The organism is Rubrivirga sp. SAORIC476, assembly GCF_002283555.1.
GTDB lineage: Bacteria > Bacteroidota > Rhodothermia > Rhodothermales > Rubricoccaceae > Rubrivirga.
Map to the genome: position 1 here is coordinate 188456 of NZ_MVOI01000003.1, position 16177 is coordinate 204632.

General features: G+C 71.7%; 17 protein-coding genes. 2 read left to right on the forward strand and 15 right to left on the reverse strand.

What is annotated here, in order from left to right:
• Positions 1 to 97 precede the first annotated feature (97 nt).
• Positions 98 to 592 carry a CAP domain-containing protein gene (locus tag B1759_RS02630; RefSeq protein ID WP_095513486.1) on the reverse strand — a complete coding sequence of 165 codons (495 nt, stop codon included), beginning with the start codon at positions 590 to 592 and terminating at the stop codon, positions 98 to 100.
• A gap of 403 nt (positions 593 to 995) precedes the next feature.
• Here B1759_RS02630 and B1759_RS02635 point away from each other — a divergent pair, with 403 nt between their 5' ends.
• Together B1759_RS02635 and B1759_RS02640 are read left to right on the forward strand one after the other, a co-directional pair.
• Positions 996 to 2138 (forward strand): FIST signal transduction protein, encoded by a 1143-nt coding sequence (locus tag B1759_RS02635; RefSeq protein ID WP_095513487.1) that lies wholly within the window; start codon positions 996 to 998, stop codon positions 2136 to 2138.
• Complete coding sequence (locus tag B1759_RS02640; RefSeq protein ID WP_095513488.1) at positions 2135 to 3547, forward strand: ATP-binding protein; 1413 nt, start codon at positions 2135 to 2137, stop codon at positions 3545 to 3547. Before B1759_RS02635 ends, B1759_RS02640 begins: the two co-directional genes overlap by 4 nt.
• A gap of 6 nt (positions 3548 to 3553) precedes the next feature.
• On the opposite strand, the gene B1759_RS02645 is transcribed toward B1759_RS02640, so the two are convergent.
• The 14 genes from B1759_RS02645 to B1759_RS02710 all read right to left on the reverse strand — a co-directional run bounded on the left by B1759_RS02645 (position 3554) and on the right by B1759_RS02710 (position 16137).
• Positions 3554 to 4480: a M28 family peptidase gene (locus tag B1759_RS02645; RefSeq protein ID WP_095513489.1), complete on the reverse strand. Its 927-nt coding sequence runs from the start codon at positions 4478 to 4480 to the stop codon at positions 3554 to 3556.
• Positions 4480 to 4941: a protein-disulfide reductase DsbD domain-containing protein gene (locus tag B1759_RS02650; RefSeq protein ID WP_095513490.1), complete on the reverse strand. Its 462-nt coding sequence runs from the start codon at positions 4939 to 4941 to the stop codon at positions 4480 to 4482. The genes B1759_RS02645 and B1759_RS02650 overlap by 1 nt, the downstream gene beginning before the upstream one ends.
• Positions 4942 to 5038: 97 nt before the next feature.
• Positions 5039 to 5494, reverse strand: a complete 456-nt coding sequence (gene rplI / locus B1759_RS02655) for a 50S ribosomal protein L9 (protein ID WP_095513491.1) — start codon at positions 5492 to 5494, stop codon at positions 5039 to 5041.
• A gap of 81 nt (positions 5495 to 5575) precedes the next feature.
• Positions 5576 to 5845: a 30S ribosomal protein S18 gene (gene rpsR / locus B1759_RS02660; RefSeq protein ID WP_369811367.1), complete on the reverse strand. Its 270-nt coding sequence runs from the start codon at positions 5843 to 5845 to the stop codon at positions 5576 to 5578.
• A 231-nt stretch (positions 5846 to 6076) separates the two neighbouring features.
• Positions 6077 to 6487 (reverse strand): 30S ribosomal protein S6, encoded by a 411-nt coding sequence (gene rpsF, locus B1759_RS02665; protein WP_095513492.1) that lies wholly within the window; start codon positions 6485 to 6487, stop codon positions 6077 to 6079.
• A 194-nt stretch (positions 6488 to 6681) separates the two neighbouring features.
• On the reverse strand, positions 6682 to 7764 hold the full coding sequence (gene prfA, locus B1759_RS02670; RefSeq protein ID WP_095513493.1) for a peptide chain release factor 1: 1083 nt from the start codon (positions 7762 to 7764) through the stop codon (positions 6682 to 6684).
• 97 nt (positions 7765 to 7861) lie between these two features.
• Positions 7862 to 8293: a hypothetical protein gene (locus B1759_RS02675; protein ID WP_095513494.1), complete on the reverse strand. Its 432-nt coding sequence runs from the start codon at positions 8291 to 8293 to the stop codon at positions 7862 to 7864.
• Complete coding sequence (locus tag B1759_RS02680) at positions 8290 to 8730, reverse strand: hypothetical protein (RefSeq protein WP_095513495.1); 441 nt, start codon at positions 8728 to 8730, stop codon at positions 8290 to 8292. Before B1759_RS02680 ends, B1759_RS02675 begins: the two co-directional genes overlap by 4 nt.
• Positions 8731 to 9045: 315 nt before the next feature.
• Entirely contained in the window at positions 9046 to 10884 is a 1839-nt protein-coding gene (glmS, locus tag B1759_RS02685; protein WP_095513496.1) for a glutamine--fructose-6-phosphate transaminase (isomerizing), read from the reverse strand.
• 128 nt (positions 10885 to 11012) lie between these two features.
• Entirely contained in the window at positions 11013 to 12062 is a 1050-nt protein-coding gene (gene aroF, locus B1759_RS02690) for a 3-deoxy-7-phosphoheptulonate synthase (RefSeq protein ID WP_095513497.1), read from the reverse strand.
• Positions 12063 to 12182: 120 nt separating this feature from the next.
• On the reverse strand, positions 12183 to 12626 hold the full coding sequence (locus tag B1759_RS02695; protein ID WP_095513498.1) for a hypothetical protein: 444 nt from the start codon (positions 12624 to 12626) through the stop codon (positions 12183 to 12185).
• Positions 12627 to 12720: 94 nt separating this feature from the next.
• Positions 12721 to 13500: an LPS export ABC transporter ATP-binding protein gene (gene lptB / locus B1759_RS02700; protein ID WP_095513499.1), complete on the reverse strand. Its 780-nt coding sequence runs from the start codon at positions 13498 to 13500 to the stop codon at positions 12721 to 12723.
• A gap of 67 nt (positions 13501 to 13567) precedes the next feature.
• Positions 13568 to 15298, reverse strand: a complete 1731-nt coding sequence (locus B1759_RS02705; protein WP_095513500.1) for an OstA-like protein — start codon at positions 15296 to 15298, stop codon at positions 13568 to 13570.
• Positions 15295 to 16137: a hypothetical protein gene (locus tag B1759_RS02710; protein ID WP_095513501.1), complete on the reverse strand. Its 843-nt coding sequence runs from the start codon at positions 16135 to 16137 to the stop codon at positions 15295 to 15297. Before B1759_RS02710 ends, B1759_RS02705 begins: the two co-directional genes overlap by 4 nt.
• Between the last annotated feature and the right edge of the window lie 40 nt (positions 16138 to 16177).

Consider the following 16177-nt stretch of genomic DNA (forward strand, 5'->3'; position numbering starts at 1 on the left):
CGCCCCGACCCGGCACCGTGCCCCCGAACGCTCCCGCCTCGGCACCGAGATGGGCCGGGTCGCCGGTCTCCAGACGTCGCCTCCGGACCCAAGCGTGCTACCGTGGGACGCCGAAGACCTGCGTCCAGTAGCCGTCCACCTCGGCGGCGCCGATCTCCTGGAAGCCCGGGTCCATCAGGTGGAGGCAGTGCCCCTCGCTCTCCACCCAGTCGCCCACCACCTCCGCCACCGACTGCTGCCGCGCCGCGATGTTCTCCCCGATCACCCGCCAGTCGTAGCCCGCCCGCCGGACCCGCTCGCCCGTGCCCAGCCCGTCGCTGCCCCGGTGGTCGAAGTGGCCGTGCTCGGCCATGTCCCGCGAGTGGCGCTCCGCGGCCGCCTCCAGGCGGCTGTCCCAGATCAGCGGCGCCGCCGGGGCCATGCGCCGGTCCCCGCAGGTAGCGCCTTCCGCCCGAACCGCGTTGACCGCCGTCAGCATCTCGTCCCACGCCTGCACGCCCGCCTCGGGCTCCGGCGGGAGGTCCAGCCCGACCGTATCACAGGCGCTCAGGCCGACGAGGAAGACGAGCAGGGCAGACAGGCGGAGCGGCATCGGAGGACGGGCGGGTCCCGGAACCTCCGTCAGGTCGTCTCACTTCCGGAAACCCTCCCGCCGAAGGGAACGCGAGCGTCCCCCCCGCCCGGCCTGTACGGTCTCAGACCGCGCGACTCTCTCCGGAGTGCCGGAAGCACGCCCTGGGGCGCAAACGGACCGCCCCGCGCCTCTGCGTTCCCTCCACCGCGCTGCCCGACTGGAAGATGCGATCCCCCGTCGCGCCCGAGAGGGGCAGGCTGAGCACCCGCCGAGACGAGCGCTCAGGCGGGCGAGTCGGGGTCGGCAGGCCACCGGCTGCACCGCTCTGGGGGAAACCCTGTCCCGGCGCGACCGGCGCAGGTACGGGTTAAGGCACGCACTCCGTGACCGATAGCACAAGGTGTCCCCTCCTTTGTCTTCCATGACCACCCGCGTCACGAGCGGCCTCGACCCCTCCACGGTGCTCGCCGAGGTCGACCGCCTCCGGGCAGCCGGCGACCGGCCGACGCTCGCGCTCGCCTTCTGTGGCCCCGACCAGGACCTGGACGTGCTCCGGGCCGCGCTCGTCTCGCGGGGGATGGCGGTCGTCGGCGCCAGCACGGCCGGGGAGATCGCCGACGCCTCGCTCACCGAAGACGGCATCGCCCTCCTCCTGCTCGACGCGCCCGAGGATGCCTTTTCGGTCTGGTCCGACCGCCGCGCCGAGGGCGAGACCTCGGCGACCGTCGCCGAGCGCCTCGGCCGGTTCGCCGCCGATCGCTACGCCGACCCCGTCGTGATCACCTTCGGGTCGGGCCTCACCACCGATGGCGAGGCGGTCGTGAACGGCGTGCAGGCGGGCGCCGGGCGGCCGGTGACCCTGTTCGGGGGACTCGCCGGGGACAACCTCCGCATGGTCGAGACCCGCGTCGCGTCCTCCTCGGACGTGCTCACCGACGGCTTGGTCGGCCTCGTGCTGGACGGCGCCCGGATCGAGACCCAGGGCCTCGCCACGAGTGGCTGGCAGCCGGTCGGCGTCGAGAAGACCGTCACCCGGTCGGAGGGCAACGTCGTGTTCGAGCTTGACGGCGAGTCGGTGCTGGACGTGTACGGCGACACCTTCGGCATCGAGGGGCTCCGGGACCCCGAAGCGAGCATCGTCATGGACATCGGCGTCCAGTTCCCGCTCAGCATTCGCCGCGACGACGGCACGTCGGTCATCCGCGCGCCGCTGTTCCCCGCCCCAGGGACCGGCGGGCTGGTGTTCGCCGGGGGTGTGCCCGAGGGCGGCCGGGTCCGGTTCTGCGTCCCTCCCTCCCTCGACATCGTCGAGCGGGTGGTGGCGCAGGCGTCGGCCCTCCGCGACCGCACCCCGGCACCCGACGCCGTCCTGCTGGTCGCCTGCAAGGCCCGGCACACGGCGCTCGGCCCCATCGCCGAGGACGAGGTGGAGGCTCTCTACCGCCTGTGGGGCGCGCCGCTGGTGGGCTACTTCTCGTACGGCGAGATCGGGGCGCAGCACGGCGGCGCGTGCGACTTCCACAACGAGACCTGTTCGATCCTCACCCTCCGCGAGCGGGTATGAGTCTCTCCGACCCCGACCTCGCCGCGCTGGCGGCGCTCGTCCAGTCGCGCATCGCGGACCCGGCCACGCGCGACGAGATGATGGTGTCGCTTCGCCGCGCCGACCGCGCGACGGCCCGCCGCGACTACCGGGTGGAGCACCTCACGCGTGAGTCGCACGCTCTGAACCACCTCCTGACGCGCGTCTCGAAGGATTTCGAGGCCCGCACCGAGCAGCTGGAGGAGGCCCGCGAGGCGGCTGAGGCGGCCACGCGCGCCAAGTCGGAGTTCCTGGCCACCATGAGCCACGAGATCCGGACGCCCATGAACGGCGTAATCGGCATGACGGGGCTGCTCCTGGACACCCGCCTCGACGACGAGCAGCGCGAGATGGTCCGCACCATCCAGACCAGCGGGGACGCGCTCATCACGCTCATCAACGACATCCTGGACTTCTCCAAGATCGAGGCCGGGATGCTCACGCTCGAATCCTGTCCGTACGAGGTGCGCCCGGCCATCTACGACGCCCTCGCCCCGTGCACAGTGCTGGCATCCGAGAAGGGGCTCCTGCTGACCTCCGAGGTGGACCCGGCCGTCCCGGCGAGCGTGATCGGCGACGTGACCCGTCTGCGGCAGGTCATCCTGAACCTGCTCTCGAACGCGATCAAGTTCACCGCCGCGGGCTCCGTGCGCCTCCGCATCGAGGCGGAGGGGCCGTCGCGGCTGCGGCTGACGGTCCGCGACACGGGCATCGGCATCGCGCCGGAGAAGCGCGAGGCCATCTTCCAGTCGTTCTCCCAGGCCGACGCGTCCACGACGCGCACCTACGGCGGGACCGGGCTGGGCCTCTCCATCTGCCGCCGCCTCGTCGAGATGATGGGGGGCACGCTGTGGGTCGAGAGCGAGGTCGGAGCGGGATCGGTGTTCGGCTTCTCCTTCGACGCCCCGCAGGCGCCCACCCCGGCGACCGCGGCCTGGATCGCGCGCTCGCGACCGGCCATGACGGCAGCCCCCGGCCACAACAGCCCGGGCGACGCGCTCCGCATCCTCATCGCCGAGGACCACCCCGTCAACCAGCGCGTCACGTCTCGCATCCTGGCGAGCCTCGGGCATGGCGCCGACATCGCCCAGGACGGCGCCGAGGCCGTCGAGGCAGTCCACCGGTCCATCCGGGATGGGGCGCCCTACGACGTGGTGCTGATGGACATCCACATGCCGCGCATGGACGGCTACGAGGCGACCCGCACGCTCCGGGCGACGGTCGAGGCCGGGGCACAGCCGTACGTGATCGCCGTTACGGCCAACGCGCAGCACGGCGAACGCGACCGGTGCCTCGCCGCGGGCTGCGACGACTTCCTCACCAAGCCGACCCGCCGCGCCGACCTTTCGGGGGCGCTGGCGAAGGGGCAGCGCCTCCGGTCGTCCGCCTGACCGGTCTCAGCGGCCAGCGACCAGGTCGACGTGGCGGCGGTCCAGTTCCCGCACCGCCTCGGTGATCGTGTCGACGTTGTGGGCGAACACGACCGGGTCGATTCGCGCCGCGTCGTCGGTGGGCGCGTGGTAGTCGGCGTGGTCCTCGACGCCGAAGTAGACGAACGGCACGCCCTGGCGGTGGAAGACGGCATGGTCGGAGGCGCCGGTCCAGTTGTCGGCCCCGGTGCCCTCGTCATGGCCGTACCGGAGGTCCAGGCCCGCGCCCTGGAGCAAGCGGCCGAGGTGCGGGTAGTGCGCCGTCCCGGCGGCCCAGAGAGGCCCGCGCGACACCATGTCGAGGTTGACGACCGCCAGCACGGCGCCCAGCGGAACCGGCGGTGTGTCGGCGAAGGCCTGCGCGCCCACGAGCCCCTGCTCCTCGGCGTCGAAGGCAGCCAGGATGACGGTGTGCGCGGGGGGGACCTCTCGGAGTTGCTCGGCCAGCGCGAACAGCGCTGCCACGCCGGAGGCGTTGTCGTCGGCCCCGTTGTAGACCTGCCCTGCGCGGACGCCGAGGTGGTCGTAGTGGGCGGTGACGAGGAGCACCTGCTGCGGAAACACGGTCCCCTCGACCCGCCCGGCGAGGTTGACGCCGTCCCCTCCCTGGGGCAACGCGACGGTCTGGCGGAAGCGGCCGTCGAAGGCGCCCGTCAGCCCGCTTTCTCGGAAGCGGCGCTCCACGAAGTCGGCCGCGCGGTAGCCGCCGGGCGTCCCGGCACCCCGCCCTTCGAAGGCGTCGCCCGCGAGCATCGACACGTCGGCGATGAGTTGGGGCGCGGCCTGCGGCACGGGCGCCACGGGGACCGGTGCCTCCACGGGCGGCACGCTGGCCGTTCGGCAGGCGGTGAGGCCGAGCGTCAGCCCCAGGATCAGAAGAAGCGGGCGGCGCACTACTCGACCACCAGGGGCACGCGGAAGGCCGTCTCGGTGGGCGGCAGGCAGATGCGGTCGTCGCAGACGGCGTAGCGGACCGAGCCCGACACCTCGCGGCTGCCCGCCTCGGCGCCCTCGCCGACGGCGAGCACCTGCACCACGCGGCCCGTCTCGGCGAAGTACGGGTAGGCCCTCTCGAAGGCTTCGTCGTAGCCCTCCACAGGCGTCGCCTGGACGAGGCGCGCGGCGCGGACGCGCGGCGGCAGCGGGTCCAGCGTGACGGTCAGCGGAATGCCGACGGGCGAGCCGAGCGCGTAGAGGCGCCAGCCGGGCCGGATGGTGGCGTCGAGCACCACGCGGGCCTCCCCGCCGGCCTGGGCGCGGTCGGCGCGGACGCGCCAGGAGACGATGTCGCTCGTCCGCTGCGCCGAGGCGGGCAGGGTGACGAGCAGGGCGAGCAGCAGGGCGATCCGGGTCATGCGGCGACCAACGCAGGCGAAGGGGGGAAAGTGCCCGAACGGATGCGGGGCGCCGTCCCGAAGAACGACGCCCCGCCGATCGGTCGAGGGAGGTCGGCTATACCGACTCCTCCTCGGCGACGACCTTGATCGTGATCTCGGACGTGATCTCGGGGTGGATCCGGACCGTGGCGGGGTATTCCCCGACGGTCTTGATGTCCTCCGCGAGCGAGACCTTCCGACGGTCGATGTCGTAGCCGAGCGCGGTCAGTTCGTCGGTGATCTGCTGCGTCGTGACGGTGCCGAAGAGGCGGCCCTCCTCGCCGGTGCGGACCGGGATCAGGATCTCGGTGCCGTTGAGGCGGGCAGCCAGCTTCTCGGCGTTGCCGCGGGCGGCTTCGATCTTGTGCGCCGCCTGGCGGCGCTCCTCGGCGTAGCGCTTGATGGTCGACTTCGTGGCGACGACGGCCATCTGGCGCGGGATGAGGTAGTTCTGCCCGTAGCCGGGCTTCACCTCGACGAGGTCGCCCTTGATGCCGAGCGTGTCGTGGTCCTCCGTGAGAATGACTTTCATGGGTTTCGGAGCTATGAGCCCTGAGCGGTGGGGCGTGAGGAGGGCGCGGATCGCCCACGCCCCACGCCGGACGCCTCAGAGCTACTTGACGTTGTCGGCGGCGAACGGGAGGAGCGCGACCTGCCGGGCCCGCTTGATGGCGGTCGTCAGCTGGCGCTGGAACTTGGCCGAGACGCCGGTCATGCGGCGCGGCAGCATCTTGCCCTGCTCGTTGACGAAGCGCTTGAGCGTCTCGACGTCCTTGTAATCGATGTACTCGACGCCGGCCGTCTTGAAGGGGCACTTCATCGTGGTGCCGGCCGCGCCGGGCGCCGCGATGCGCTGGAGGTCCTCCGGGTTGGAGGCGGCGATCAGGCGGCGGGCGACCTCGGGCGAGACGGCGCGGGGCGCGGGCTCCGAGCCGATCTGCTCGGCGGCCTGCTCGACGGCCGTCGGCGCGTCGGAGGAGGTCGGGACGGCGGCGCTCTCGAGCGCGGCGCCGACGTTGGTCTCTTCGATCTTCGTCACCTCGACGCCGTCGCCGGGGGTGCCGGCGTCGCCGGCGGAGTTCTGGACTTCAGACATGGTCAGATTGGATGTGCGCTAGGCGCGCTGGACGGGCGGCGCGATCTTGGGGAGCTCCTTGCCGGAGCGCGTGGCCTCGTAGTGCCGCTCCATCTTGGCGTCGTAGCGGAGCACGAGGTGGCGCATGATGTCGTCGTTGATGATCAGCGCGCGCTCGATCTTGGGCAGGCCCGTCACGACGGCGGTCGACATGCGGAAGTTGACCACGACGTAGTAGCCGTTGCGCTTCTTCTCGATCGGGTAGGCCAGGCGCTGGCTGCCGCGCTCTTCGACGTTCTCGACGGCAGCGCCGTTGTCGGAGAGGTACTGCGTCACGCGCTGGACGATGTCCTTGGTCTGGTCCTCGTTGAGGACCGGGTTGATGATGTACATCAACTCGTAGAGGGGGTCGGTCGACCCGGAGGCCGCGGCCTCGGTGGCGTCTGCCATAAGTCCCTGTGGGAAACGATGAGTGTCGTATGCCCGCGACGCCCGGGATGTCTCCCCGGAGTCCGCCACGAGCAGGGCGAACACGGAACCTAGCCCATCGCGCTCCCGAGGCGGGCGAAGCAGGGGCGAAGACGCCGCCGGGCTTCCGCGGCCTCTGGAGCCCCGCCGCGGGCGACGCCGCGGGGCAGACGCCCCTAGCCGTTCGCCGCCTCCTCCATGCGCGCCTCGCGGTCGGCCAGGGCGAGCGCCCGCACGATGGCGTCGAGGTCGCCATCGAGGACGTTCTGGAGCGCGTGGTTTTTGTCGTCGCCTTCGAGGCGGTGGTCGGTCACGCGGCCCTGGGGCCAGTTGTACGTCCGGATCTTGCCCGAGCGGTCGCCCGAGCCGACCATCTCCTTGCGCGCCGCCGCCCGCTCGTTATGGACGCGGTCCAGCTCCAGCTGGTAGAGCCGCGAGCGCAGCACACGGAAGGCCTTCTCCTTGTTCTTGATCTGGCTCTTCTCGTCCTGGATGCTCACCACCAGGCCCGTCGGCTCGTGCGTCAGGCGCACCGCCGAGTCGGTCGTGTTGACCGACTGCCCGCCCGGCCCGGACGACCGGTACACGTCGATGCGGACGTCCTGGGCGCGGATCTCGACGTCCACCTCCTCCGCCTCGGGCAGCACGGCGACCGTGGCGGCCGACGTGTGGATGCGGCCCTGGCTCTCGGTGGCGGGCACGCGCTGGACGCGGTGGACGCCCGACTCATACTTCATCCGCCCGAACACGTCCTTGCCCTTGAGCGCGAACGTGATGTCGCGGAAGCCGCCCGCGGTGCCCTCGGAGGTGTCCATCACCTCCACCTTCCAGCCCTTGTCCGCGGCGACCTTCTGGTACATGTCGAACAGGTCGCCCGCGAACAGCGCCGCCTCGTCGCCCCCCGTCCCGGACCGAATCTCGACGATGGCGTCGCGCGCGTCCTCGGGGTCCTTCGGGACCAGTTCCTCTTCGAGTTCCTTCTCGGCCGCGGCGAGGCGCTCTTCGACCTCCTCCAGCTCCATCGCCGCCAGTTCGGCCATCTCGCCCTCCTCGGCCTCGACCATCTCGCGGAGCCCCTTGACCTCCTCGTCCAACTCGCGCCACAGCCGAGCGGCCTTGACGGCGGGCTCCAGGCCGGACATCTCGCGGCCGAGGGAGGCCAGCTGGGACGGGTCGCTGGCGACGTCCGGCTGGGACATCGCCGTCAGCACTTCCTGGTAGCGGGCGAGGAGCGCGTCGAGGGCGTCGGGGTTGATCATTGGAGCGGGGCGCGGGGGGCCGGAAGCTAGCGTGCCTTCTGAACGCCCCTCCCCTGCCCCTCGGTCCTCGCCCCGATTTCCCCGATGGCCTCTGCGCTCACAGACTGTCGCGCTCCGGCCTCGCTTCCAACTGTGTCGTCGAGGTGCGTACCGCGACCAGGTCCAGTCCCGCATTTGCCGACCGGACCTCGTACAGGTCGGTGGCGCCGCGGTGATGGACCCGGATCTCGGTCGGGAGGCCGGCCGGGAGCGCGACTGCCCACCTTCCACGCACCAGCGCGTCGCACGAGGCGCTGACCCGCGCGGCCCCCCGGACGTAGACGTCCAGGGTGCTGGGACCCGACTGGCTGTCGACGTAGATCGGCACGCCGCAGAAGTCGTAGCTCTCGGTCGCGACCTGGAGCAGCCGCTCGTCTGTGAGCCCGACCAACATGGCGTCCTCGATCGGGACGAGATCGTCGGCGGAATCGCACCCCGCGAACGAGGTAACGAGCACGGCGGCCCACAAAAGGTGTCGGACTCGGGTCATGGGAGGGAGCGCGGCCCTGGTCGGGTCACGGACGTGTGGACGGGCACGAGAACCGGCCCTTCGCCGCCGAACTCGACGGTGTACCGGTCCGTCTCGCCCCGGTGGCGCACGTCGACGGTCAGCGGCCCGCCGTACCGGGTCGAGGGGAGCGCGACGGTAAAAGAGGACGGGATCAGCGCCAGGCACGTGGGGCCGCGCGTGATCTCCAGCCCCTCGACCTCGACCGTCAGCACGTCGCTGGCGACGCGGGTCTCATACGCAATGGGCGTCGCGCAGCCCGGGATGCCCTCGGTGACGAAGCCGAGCACCGGCGGCGACGTCGGGGACTCCGCCACGAGGTCGACCACCAGCACGTCGTCGAGGGCGACGATGTCGGTACCGAGGCTGTCGCACCCGGCGAGAGAGAGGAGCACGAAGGCGAGCAGGACGCGGCGCATGGCGAGGAAGTGGAGCGCCGCACGCTAGGTCCGCGCCGGGGCGCCGTCAAATGCAGAAGGATGTCCCCTCACGCCACAGACCGTCACGTTCACTCGGACCCCGCCTGCCGCGCGGCCTCTTCACCAGACACCGATCTCGCCGGAGGCCCCGCAGACGCGGCCAGCGGCTCTCGCTCGCCGACGAACCGACCTACTCCACCGCCGGCCGGGTAGTCGAGATGCGGAGCGGCTGGAGGCTGTCGGTCGCGGTGAGGAAGTGCTGGTCGGTCTGGCCCTCCTGCGTGATCTCGAACGTGGCGCAAAGTCCGGCGTCGGCTACTCGACCGTGACGCTCTTGGCGAGGTTGCGCGGCTGGTCCACGTTGCACCCCCGCATCACCGCGATGTGGTAGCTCAGCAGCTGCAGCGGCACCACCGTCAGCAGCGGCTCGAACGCGTCGAGCGTCTTCGGCACCTGGACCACGTACTCCGCCAGATCGCCCAGCCCGTCGTTGCCCGCGTCTGTGATCGCGATCACCGTCCCGCCGCGCGCCGCCACCTCCTCGATGTTCGACACCACCTTGTCGTAAGTCGCCTCCCGCGTGGCGATGAACACCACCGGCATGAACTGGTCGATCAGCGCGATCGGGCCGTGCTTCATCTCCGCGGCCGGGTAGCCCTCCGCGTGGATGTAGCTGATCTCCTTCAGCTTCAGCGCGCCCTCCAGCGCCACGGGGAAGTTCACGCCCCGCCCGAGGTAGAGGAAGTTGGACGCGTAGCGGTAGTCACGCGCCATCCGCTGGATCAGGTCGTCGTCGTCGAGCACCGTCTGGATCTGGCCGGGGATCTTCGCGAGCGCCTCGGTGTGCTCCTGGAGCGCCTCGTCGGTGAGCGTGCCCCGCTCGTGGCCCAGCAGCAGCGCGATCTGCGCCAGCACCGCCACCTGCGCCGTGAACGCCTTCGTGCTCGCGACACCGATCTCGGGACCCGCGTGCAGGTACACCCCCGCGTCGGTCTCCCGCGCGATCGTCGAGCCGACCGCGTTGACCAGCCCGATGGCCAGCACGCCCGCCGCCTGCGCCTGCCGCACCGCCGCGAGCGTGTCGGCCGTCTCGCCGGACTGCGAGATCACGATCACCACGTCGCGGTCGGGGTCCAGCACCGGGTTGCGGTACCGGAACTCGGAGGCGTACTCGACCTCCACGTTGAGCCGCGCCAGCCGCTCGATCAGGTACTCGCCCACCAGCCCGGCGTGCCACGACGTGCCGCAGGCGCAGATCACGATCCGCTCGGCGGCCGTCAGCTGCGGCAGCACGTCGTCGAGGCCGCCCAGCTTGATGCGGCCCTCGCCCGGCCGGACGCGCCCGCGCATGGCGTTGGCCACCGACTCGGGCTGCTCCATGATCTCCTTGAGCATGAAGTGCTCGTAGCCGCCCTTGGCGATCTCCTCGAGGTCCCAGTCGAGCTGGTGGACCTCCTTCGAGACCGGCGCGCCGTCGATCTCGAAGACCTCGTGGCCGTCGGCGCGCACGATGGCCATCTCGCCGTCGGAGAGGTAGACGACCTGCTTGGTGAACTCGATGAACGGGCTCGCGTCGGAGCCGATGAAGTGCTCGCCCTCGCCGACGCCGAGCAGCAGCGGGCTGCCGTTGCGGGCGACGACGAGCATGTCGGGCTCGTCGAGGCTCAGCGCCACGATGCCGTAGGCGCCCTCGACGCGGGTGAGCGCCTGGCGGACGGCCTCGGGGAAGTCGAGGTCGGCCTCCTTCTGGACCTGCTCGATGAACTTGGCCAGCACCTCGGTGTCGGTGTCGCTCTCGAAGGTGTAGCCCTGCCCGACGAGCTGCTTCTTGATGGCAGCGTAGTTCTCGATGATGCCGTTGTGGACGATCGCGAAGCGGCCGTCGCCGGAGGTGTGGGGGTGCGAGTTGAGGTCGCACGGCGCGCCGTGGGTCGCCCAGCGGGTGTGCCCCATGCCGACGGTGCCCTCGACGGGGCGGCCGTCGAGCAGCTTGGCGAGTTCGTCGACCTTGCCCTCCTTCTTGCGGACCTGGAGCGAGCCGTTCAGGATGGCGACGCCGGCGGAGTCATACCCGCGGTATTCGAGCCGCCGGAGGCCGCTGACGAGGAGGTCGCTGGCCTGACGAGGACCGATGTATCCGACGATGCCACACATAGACGAGGGGAGCTAAAAAAGGGGGGATGGCGCCGCGACCGGTGCCGACGGGCACGAGCACGGCAAGACCTACGCGCGAGGAGGGCGATTCGTGCCGGAGGCGCCACGAACGGCCGGGCCGCCGAAAGCTAGGCCAGCGCGGGCGCGGGCTCGCCGTCCGGGAGCGTCCGCCCGACCACCTCGGCGACGCGGCGGGCCTGGTCCATGAGGCCCGCGAAGGCGTCGAGGTAGAGCGACTGGGGACCGTCGGAGAGCGCCTCGGGCGGGTTGGGGTGCGCCTCGATCATCAGCCCGTCGGCCCCACAGGCGACGGCCGCGACGGCCATCGGCGCCACCTTGTCGCGGATGCCGACCCCGTGGCTGGGGTCGACGATGATGGGCAGGTGGCTGAGCTGCTTCACGACCGGCACCGCGCTCAGGTCGAGCGTGTTGCGCGTCGCCGTCTCGAACGTCCGGATACCGCGCTCGCAGAGGATCACGTCCGGGTTGCCCTCGGCGAGGATGTACTCGGCCGACATCAGCCACTCCTCGATGGTCGCGCTCATGCCGCGCTTGAGGAGCACCGGGATGCCCGACCGCCCGGCCTCTTTGAGGAGGGCGAAGTTCTGCATGTTGCGCGCCCCGATCTGGAGCACGTCGGTGTACCGCCCGACGACCTCCAGCTGGCTCTCGGTCATCACCTCGGTGACCACCTTGAGGCCGTGGCGGTCGGCCGCGCCGCGCATGATCTTCAGCCCCTCCTCCCCCAGCCCCTGGAACGAGTACGGGCTGGAGCGGGGCTTGAAGGCGCCGCCACGCAGGATGCGGGCGCCCGCTGCCGCGACCGCCGCCGCCGAGGCCTCCATCTGGTCCTCGCTCTCGACGGAGCACGGCCCGGCCATCACCACCAGTTCCGCCCCGCCGACCGCGAGGCCGTCCACGGACACGACAGTGTCGGACGGGTGACCGGTGCGGGCGGCGAACGTGTACGGGCTCGTCACCCGGACCACGTCGCGAACGTCCGGCAGCACCTTGATGTGGCGCACGTCGAAGTCGACCGGAACGCCGGTCGCGCCGAGCACGACGGGCTCGTCGCCGGTCCGGTGGACGCCGAAGCCGAACGCCTCCAGCGCTGCGACGAGGGCCTCGACGCGGTCGCCGGGGACGGTGGGGTCGGGGATGACGACGAGGCCGGGCATGGGCGCGGGGTTTCAGGGAGGACTGAAACGTACGGGACGCCATCCGTCCGGTTCGCGCTTCACGCCGAGTCCGCGCACCACGCCGTCCGTACGGTGAGGTCTGCGGACGCCACCTCGATCCTACCGGAACGTGATCGAGACCGGCTCCGACTCTCCGTACGCGAAGTCGAGGAGGGTCGCCGATGAGAGCCGGATGGTGCCGCCGTCGATGGTGCCTCCACCGGTCAACCGGATGCCGGTGCCGTGTGCTCGCGCGACCTCCGTCCTCGTCGTCATGCCGGAGAGGGTGACGCTGGAGCCGGTCACCACCCCGGAGACCTCGCCGAGCCCGACGTATTCGTCGGCGAGGCCGACAGGCCCGCGCACCACGCGGAGGCGTCCCTCGAACTCGCCCTCCGCATCGGGTTCGTCGAGGTCGAGGCGGATCTCGAAGTCGATGGAAATCCCGTCGGCGAAGGCGGCTGTGACATCGCCCTCGTAGGGACCGGCGAGCGCGGTGTCGCCGCCGCCGCTGTCGCAACCGACGGCGACGACAAGCAGGAGCGCGAGGACGAGACGAGGCATGGGAGTCGGGAGGATGTACTCGACCCAACGAGATCGCGGGCCCGACCGGCTCACGAAGCCTCGGCCTCTTCTCCGTCCTGTCGGCGACCTCGGGTCAGCCCTGGTAGCGGTCCAGGGTAAAGCTCTCCCCGAGGTAGCGCCGCCGGACCTCTTCGTTGGCCGCCAGCTCCTCCGCCGTGCCCTCCATAAAGATCTTCCCGTCGTAGAGCAGGTACGCGCGGTCGGTGATCGCCAGCGTCTCGTGGACGTTGTGGTCGGTGATGAGGACCCCGATCCCGCGCTCGCGGAGCTGGGCCACGATCCGCATGATGTCTTCCACAGCGATCGGGTCGACGCCGGCGAACGGCTCGTCGAGGAGGATGAAGCCGGGGCGCGTGGCGAGCGCGCGGGCGATCTCGGTCCGCCGCCGCTCGCCGCCGGAGAGCTGGTGCCCCTTCGACCGGCGGACCGTCTCCAGCCCGAACTCGCCGATCAGCTCCTCGACACGCGCCTCCTTCTCGTCGCGCGGCATCTTTTGGAAGTCGAGCACCGCGCGCAGGTTGTCCTCGACGGTCATCGCGCCGAAGATGGACGCCTCCTGGGCGAGGTAGCCGATGCCGAGACGGGCGCGCCGGTACATCGGCGTCCGCGTGATGCGCGTCTCGTCGCCACCGGGCGTGTCGAGGTAGACGTTCCCGGCGTCCGGCCGGATCATGCCGACCACCATGTAGAAGGTCGTCGTCTTGCCCGCTCCGTTCGGCCCCAGCAGGCCGACGCACGTGCCCTGCTCGACCGACAGCGACACGCCGTCGACGACGGTGCGGCGACGGTAGCGCTTGACGAGGCCCTCGGCGCGGAGGGTCTTCGGCTCGGGAGTGGGGAGGGCGGGGTTCAGGGTTCGGTGGGGTCAGGCATCGCCAGGAAGATCGCCCCGGGCCGCCTCGGCGCCGAGGTGGGCGGGGTCAGCCATCGGACGAGGGAGGGGCGTCGTCGGAGATGGGCTCGTCGTCGGGGAGGGGCTCTGTGTCGTCGGATGAGAGCGCCTCCTCGGCGCCCGGTACCTGCGGCCGGTCATCCTCTGCTCCCGGTCTGCCGGCTGCGTCTCGCTCCAGCCAGCCGACCTCCCAGCCGTCGCCGAGGACCGCCTCGCGGGTCGGCGCGTCCGGGTCGTAGGCGAAGCCCGGCAGGCGCGGGTCGTCCGGGACGACGCTGGGGCCGTAGGTCGTGCCTTCGATGCCGCGGTAGCCCGAGAGCTCCCGCAACTCGCCGTCGGCGAAGCGGAACGAGAGCGTGTCGGCCGAGAGCTCCTCGGCACCCGCGAGCAGCCCCTCTGGAGTCGCGCGGTAGTAGACCACCTGGGCGTTCGGCCCGACGCCCAGCGAGCGCAGTTCGTCGGCATCGAAGCGGCCCACCATGCGGACCCCCGCGATCTGCTGGAGGCGGCCGAGTGTCGAGTCGAGGCGCGCTGCGAAGGCCCGGCCGAGGACGAGGAGTGAGTCGACGGCGCCGCCGCGGATGGTCGTGAAGAGGCTGTCGCCGGTCAGCTGCGAGCCGTCGGCCCAGACGGAAGGGCGGCTCGCGCCGAACAGACCCAGCCGGTCGAGCGGCTCGGCGAGCGAGTCGGCGGCGGGGGTGCGGACGAAGCGCGCGGAGTCGGCGACGGCCGCGAGCCGCCGTTCCCAGAGCCGCATCCCGCCCGCCAGCACGACCACGGTGGAGGTGTCCGCCCCGACGGCGAGTCGGGAGGCGTCGATGCGGGGCGCCCGTGCGAGCGTGGAGTCGACACGCCCGGTCGAGTCGCGCGACAGGACGAGCAGGAGCGGGTCGCGGTCGGGCTCGCCGCGCGCCGACGCCGTCTCCTCCTGGCCGTCGAACAGGAGCGTCTCGCCGAAGAGGAGCGTCCGCCGGGACGAATCCGGGGACGCTTCGGGAGCGCGCTCGGCGCGGCGATCGTCGCCGAGGCGGTCGAGCACCACGCGACCGTAGGCGCGGGCCCGCTCGGTCCGCCGGAAGTAGACCACCGAGTCGGCGTCGAGGGCCGCATCGGGACGCCGCAGGCGAACGTCCCCGGAGAAGTCGGCCCGGCGCACGTCGGCGTCGTAGGTCCCGCGCGCGGCCGTGAGCGTGCCGGACGAGTCCTCCAGCGCGACCGGCCCCGAGAACTCGGCGACGCGCCGGGCGGACGAATACGTGCCCTCGGGCGAGGTCAGGACGGCGCCACGGTGCAGAATGCGCCCGCCGCCGGAGAACGCTGCGATCTCGGCGCGGCTGTCGTAGGTCGCGGTGGGCGCGAACAGCACCGACTCGCCATCGCCGAGGCGGACGGCCCCGGTGGCCACGGCGACCTTGGCGTTCGAGTCGTACGTCACCGCGTCCGCCGTGAGCGTGTCCTGCCCGGAGAGAATCCGGACGGCGCCGTCCAGCACCACCTCGCCGCGGCTCTCGTAGTAGAAGGCCCGCCGCGAGCGCAGCAGCGTCGTGTCCTGACGGAGCCGCACGTTTCCCTCCAGCCGCCGCACGACGCCCGCCGTGTCCGAGGTCACCTCCACGTAGTCGGCGTTGAGGATCTCGACGAGCCGCGTCTGGGCCGTGGAGGGCTGCGGGATGAAGAGGCAGAACGGGATGAGCAGAGCGAGGGCTCGCAGCCACCACCCCCCTCCCGAGTCCCGTGCCCCGCGTGCTTCCCTGATCATTCGCTCACCTCGATTTCGCCGGTCGCGTTGCGGAACGAGTAGCGCGACAGGTCGGCCGTGGCTGAGAGCCCCACACCGCGGACGCGCTCGCCGGGGCCGTCGAACGAGAACGCGCCCGGTGCTGAGAACCGGCCGGCCGACTCGCTCCAGATCACACGCTCGGCGACCAACGTCCGCCCACCCGACGAGACCACGCGCACGCCGCCGACGGCCTCGTACCGCCCGCTCCCCCCACTGACGGTCCGCGCACGGACGGTCGCCTGGGCACGGCCCGACAGCTCCACCTCGGCGCCTCCCGACGCCGTGAACGCCCCGCCCTCCCGGATCGTCACGCGGGGCGCCCGGACGCGTGCGCCGCCGCCCCCGAGCACCTCGGCCCGCACGCCGCCCGAGGCAGTCACGTTCGTGCCCTCGACTGTGAGGCGCGCGGCATCGATCACCGCCCCGTCGGCACCGGAGACGGTGGCCCTCGCCTGGCCTTCCGCTTCGACGCGGGCCCCATTGTCGAACAGCCGGACCTCTCGCGCGCGGACCGCCCCCCGGGCTGCCCCTTCCGCGTCGAACAGTCGGATCGAGACGGGCGTGGCCGCGGTGTCGCCCGGTGCCGGGCCGAGGTACACGTACGCCGTGTCGCGGTCGTAGCGGGCGAGGTACGGCGCGTCGATCTCCAGCTGAGACCGGCCGTCGGCACTGGTGCGGAGGCTCGCGTTCCAGCTCTCGCTGTCGGGCAGATCCTCGACCGACACGCCGGGCGGCAGGCCCTCCACGGCTCGCCGCGTGCAGCCCCCCACGACGAGCGCGACGGCGAGGAGGACGAGCGGGAGCGGGGAGCGGCGCACAGGGAGAGAAGCTAGCGAGGCCGCCAGCCGGGACCGGTGA

Excerpts from the sequence above, each read along its gene's own strand:
- B1759_RS02640 (WP_095513488.1), top strand. The coding sequence starts at position 2,135 with ATGAGTCTCTCCGACCCCGACCTCGCCGCGCTGGCGGCGCTCGTCCAG.
- prfA (WP_095513493.1), bottom strand. The coding sequence starts at position 7,764 with ATGATCAACCCCGACGCCCTCGACGCGCTCCTCGCCCGCTACCAGGAA.
- B1759_RS02630 (WP_095513486.1), bottom strand. The coding sequence starts at position 592 with ATGCCGCTCCGCCTGTCTGCCCTGCTCGTCTTCCTCGTCGGCCTGAGC.
- rpsF (WP_095513492.1), bottom strand. The coding sequence starts at position 6,487 with ATGGCAGACGCCACCGAGGCCGCGGCCTCCGGGTCGACCGACCCCCTC.
- B1759_RS02635 (WP_095513487.1), top strand. The coding sequence starts at position 996 with ATGACCACCCGCGTCACGAGCGGCCTCGACCCCTCCACGGTGCTCGCC.
- aroF (WP_095513497.1), bottom strand. The coding sequence starts at position 12,062 with ATGCCCGGCCTCGTCGTCATCCCCGACCCCACCGTCCCCGGCGACCGC.
- B1759_RS02680 (WP_095513495.1), bottom strand. The coding sequence starts at position 8,730 with ATGCGCCGCGTCCTGCTCGCCTTCGTGCTCCTCTCTCTCGCCGGGTGC.
- B1759_RS02705 (WP_095513500.1), bottom strand. The coding sequence starts at position 15,298 with ATGATCAGGGAAGCACGCGGGGCACGGGACTCGGGAGGGGGGTGGTGG.
- B1759_RS02695 (WP_095513498.1), bottom strand. The coding sequence starts at position 12,626 with ATGCCTCGTCTCGTCCTCGCGCTCCTGCTTGTCGTCGCCGTCGGTTGC.
- glmS (WP_095513496.1), bottom strand. The coding sequence starts at position 10,884 with ATGTGTGGCATCGTCGGATACATCGGTCCTCGTCAGGCCAGCGACCTC.
- rplI (WP_095513491.1), bottom strand. The coding sequence starts at position 5,494 with ATGAAAGTCATTCTCACGGAGGACCACGACACGCTCGGCATCAAGGGC.
- B1759_RS02650 (WP_095513490.1), bottom strand. The coding sequence starts at position 4,941 with ATGACCCGGATCGCCCTGCTGCTCGCCCTGCTCGTCACCCTGCCCGCC.
- B1759_RS02675 (WP_095513494.1), bottom strand. The coding sequence starts at position 8,293 with ATGACCCGAGTCCGACACCTTTTGTGGGCCGCCGTGCTCGTTACCTCG.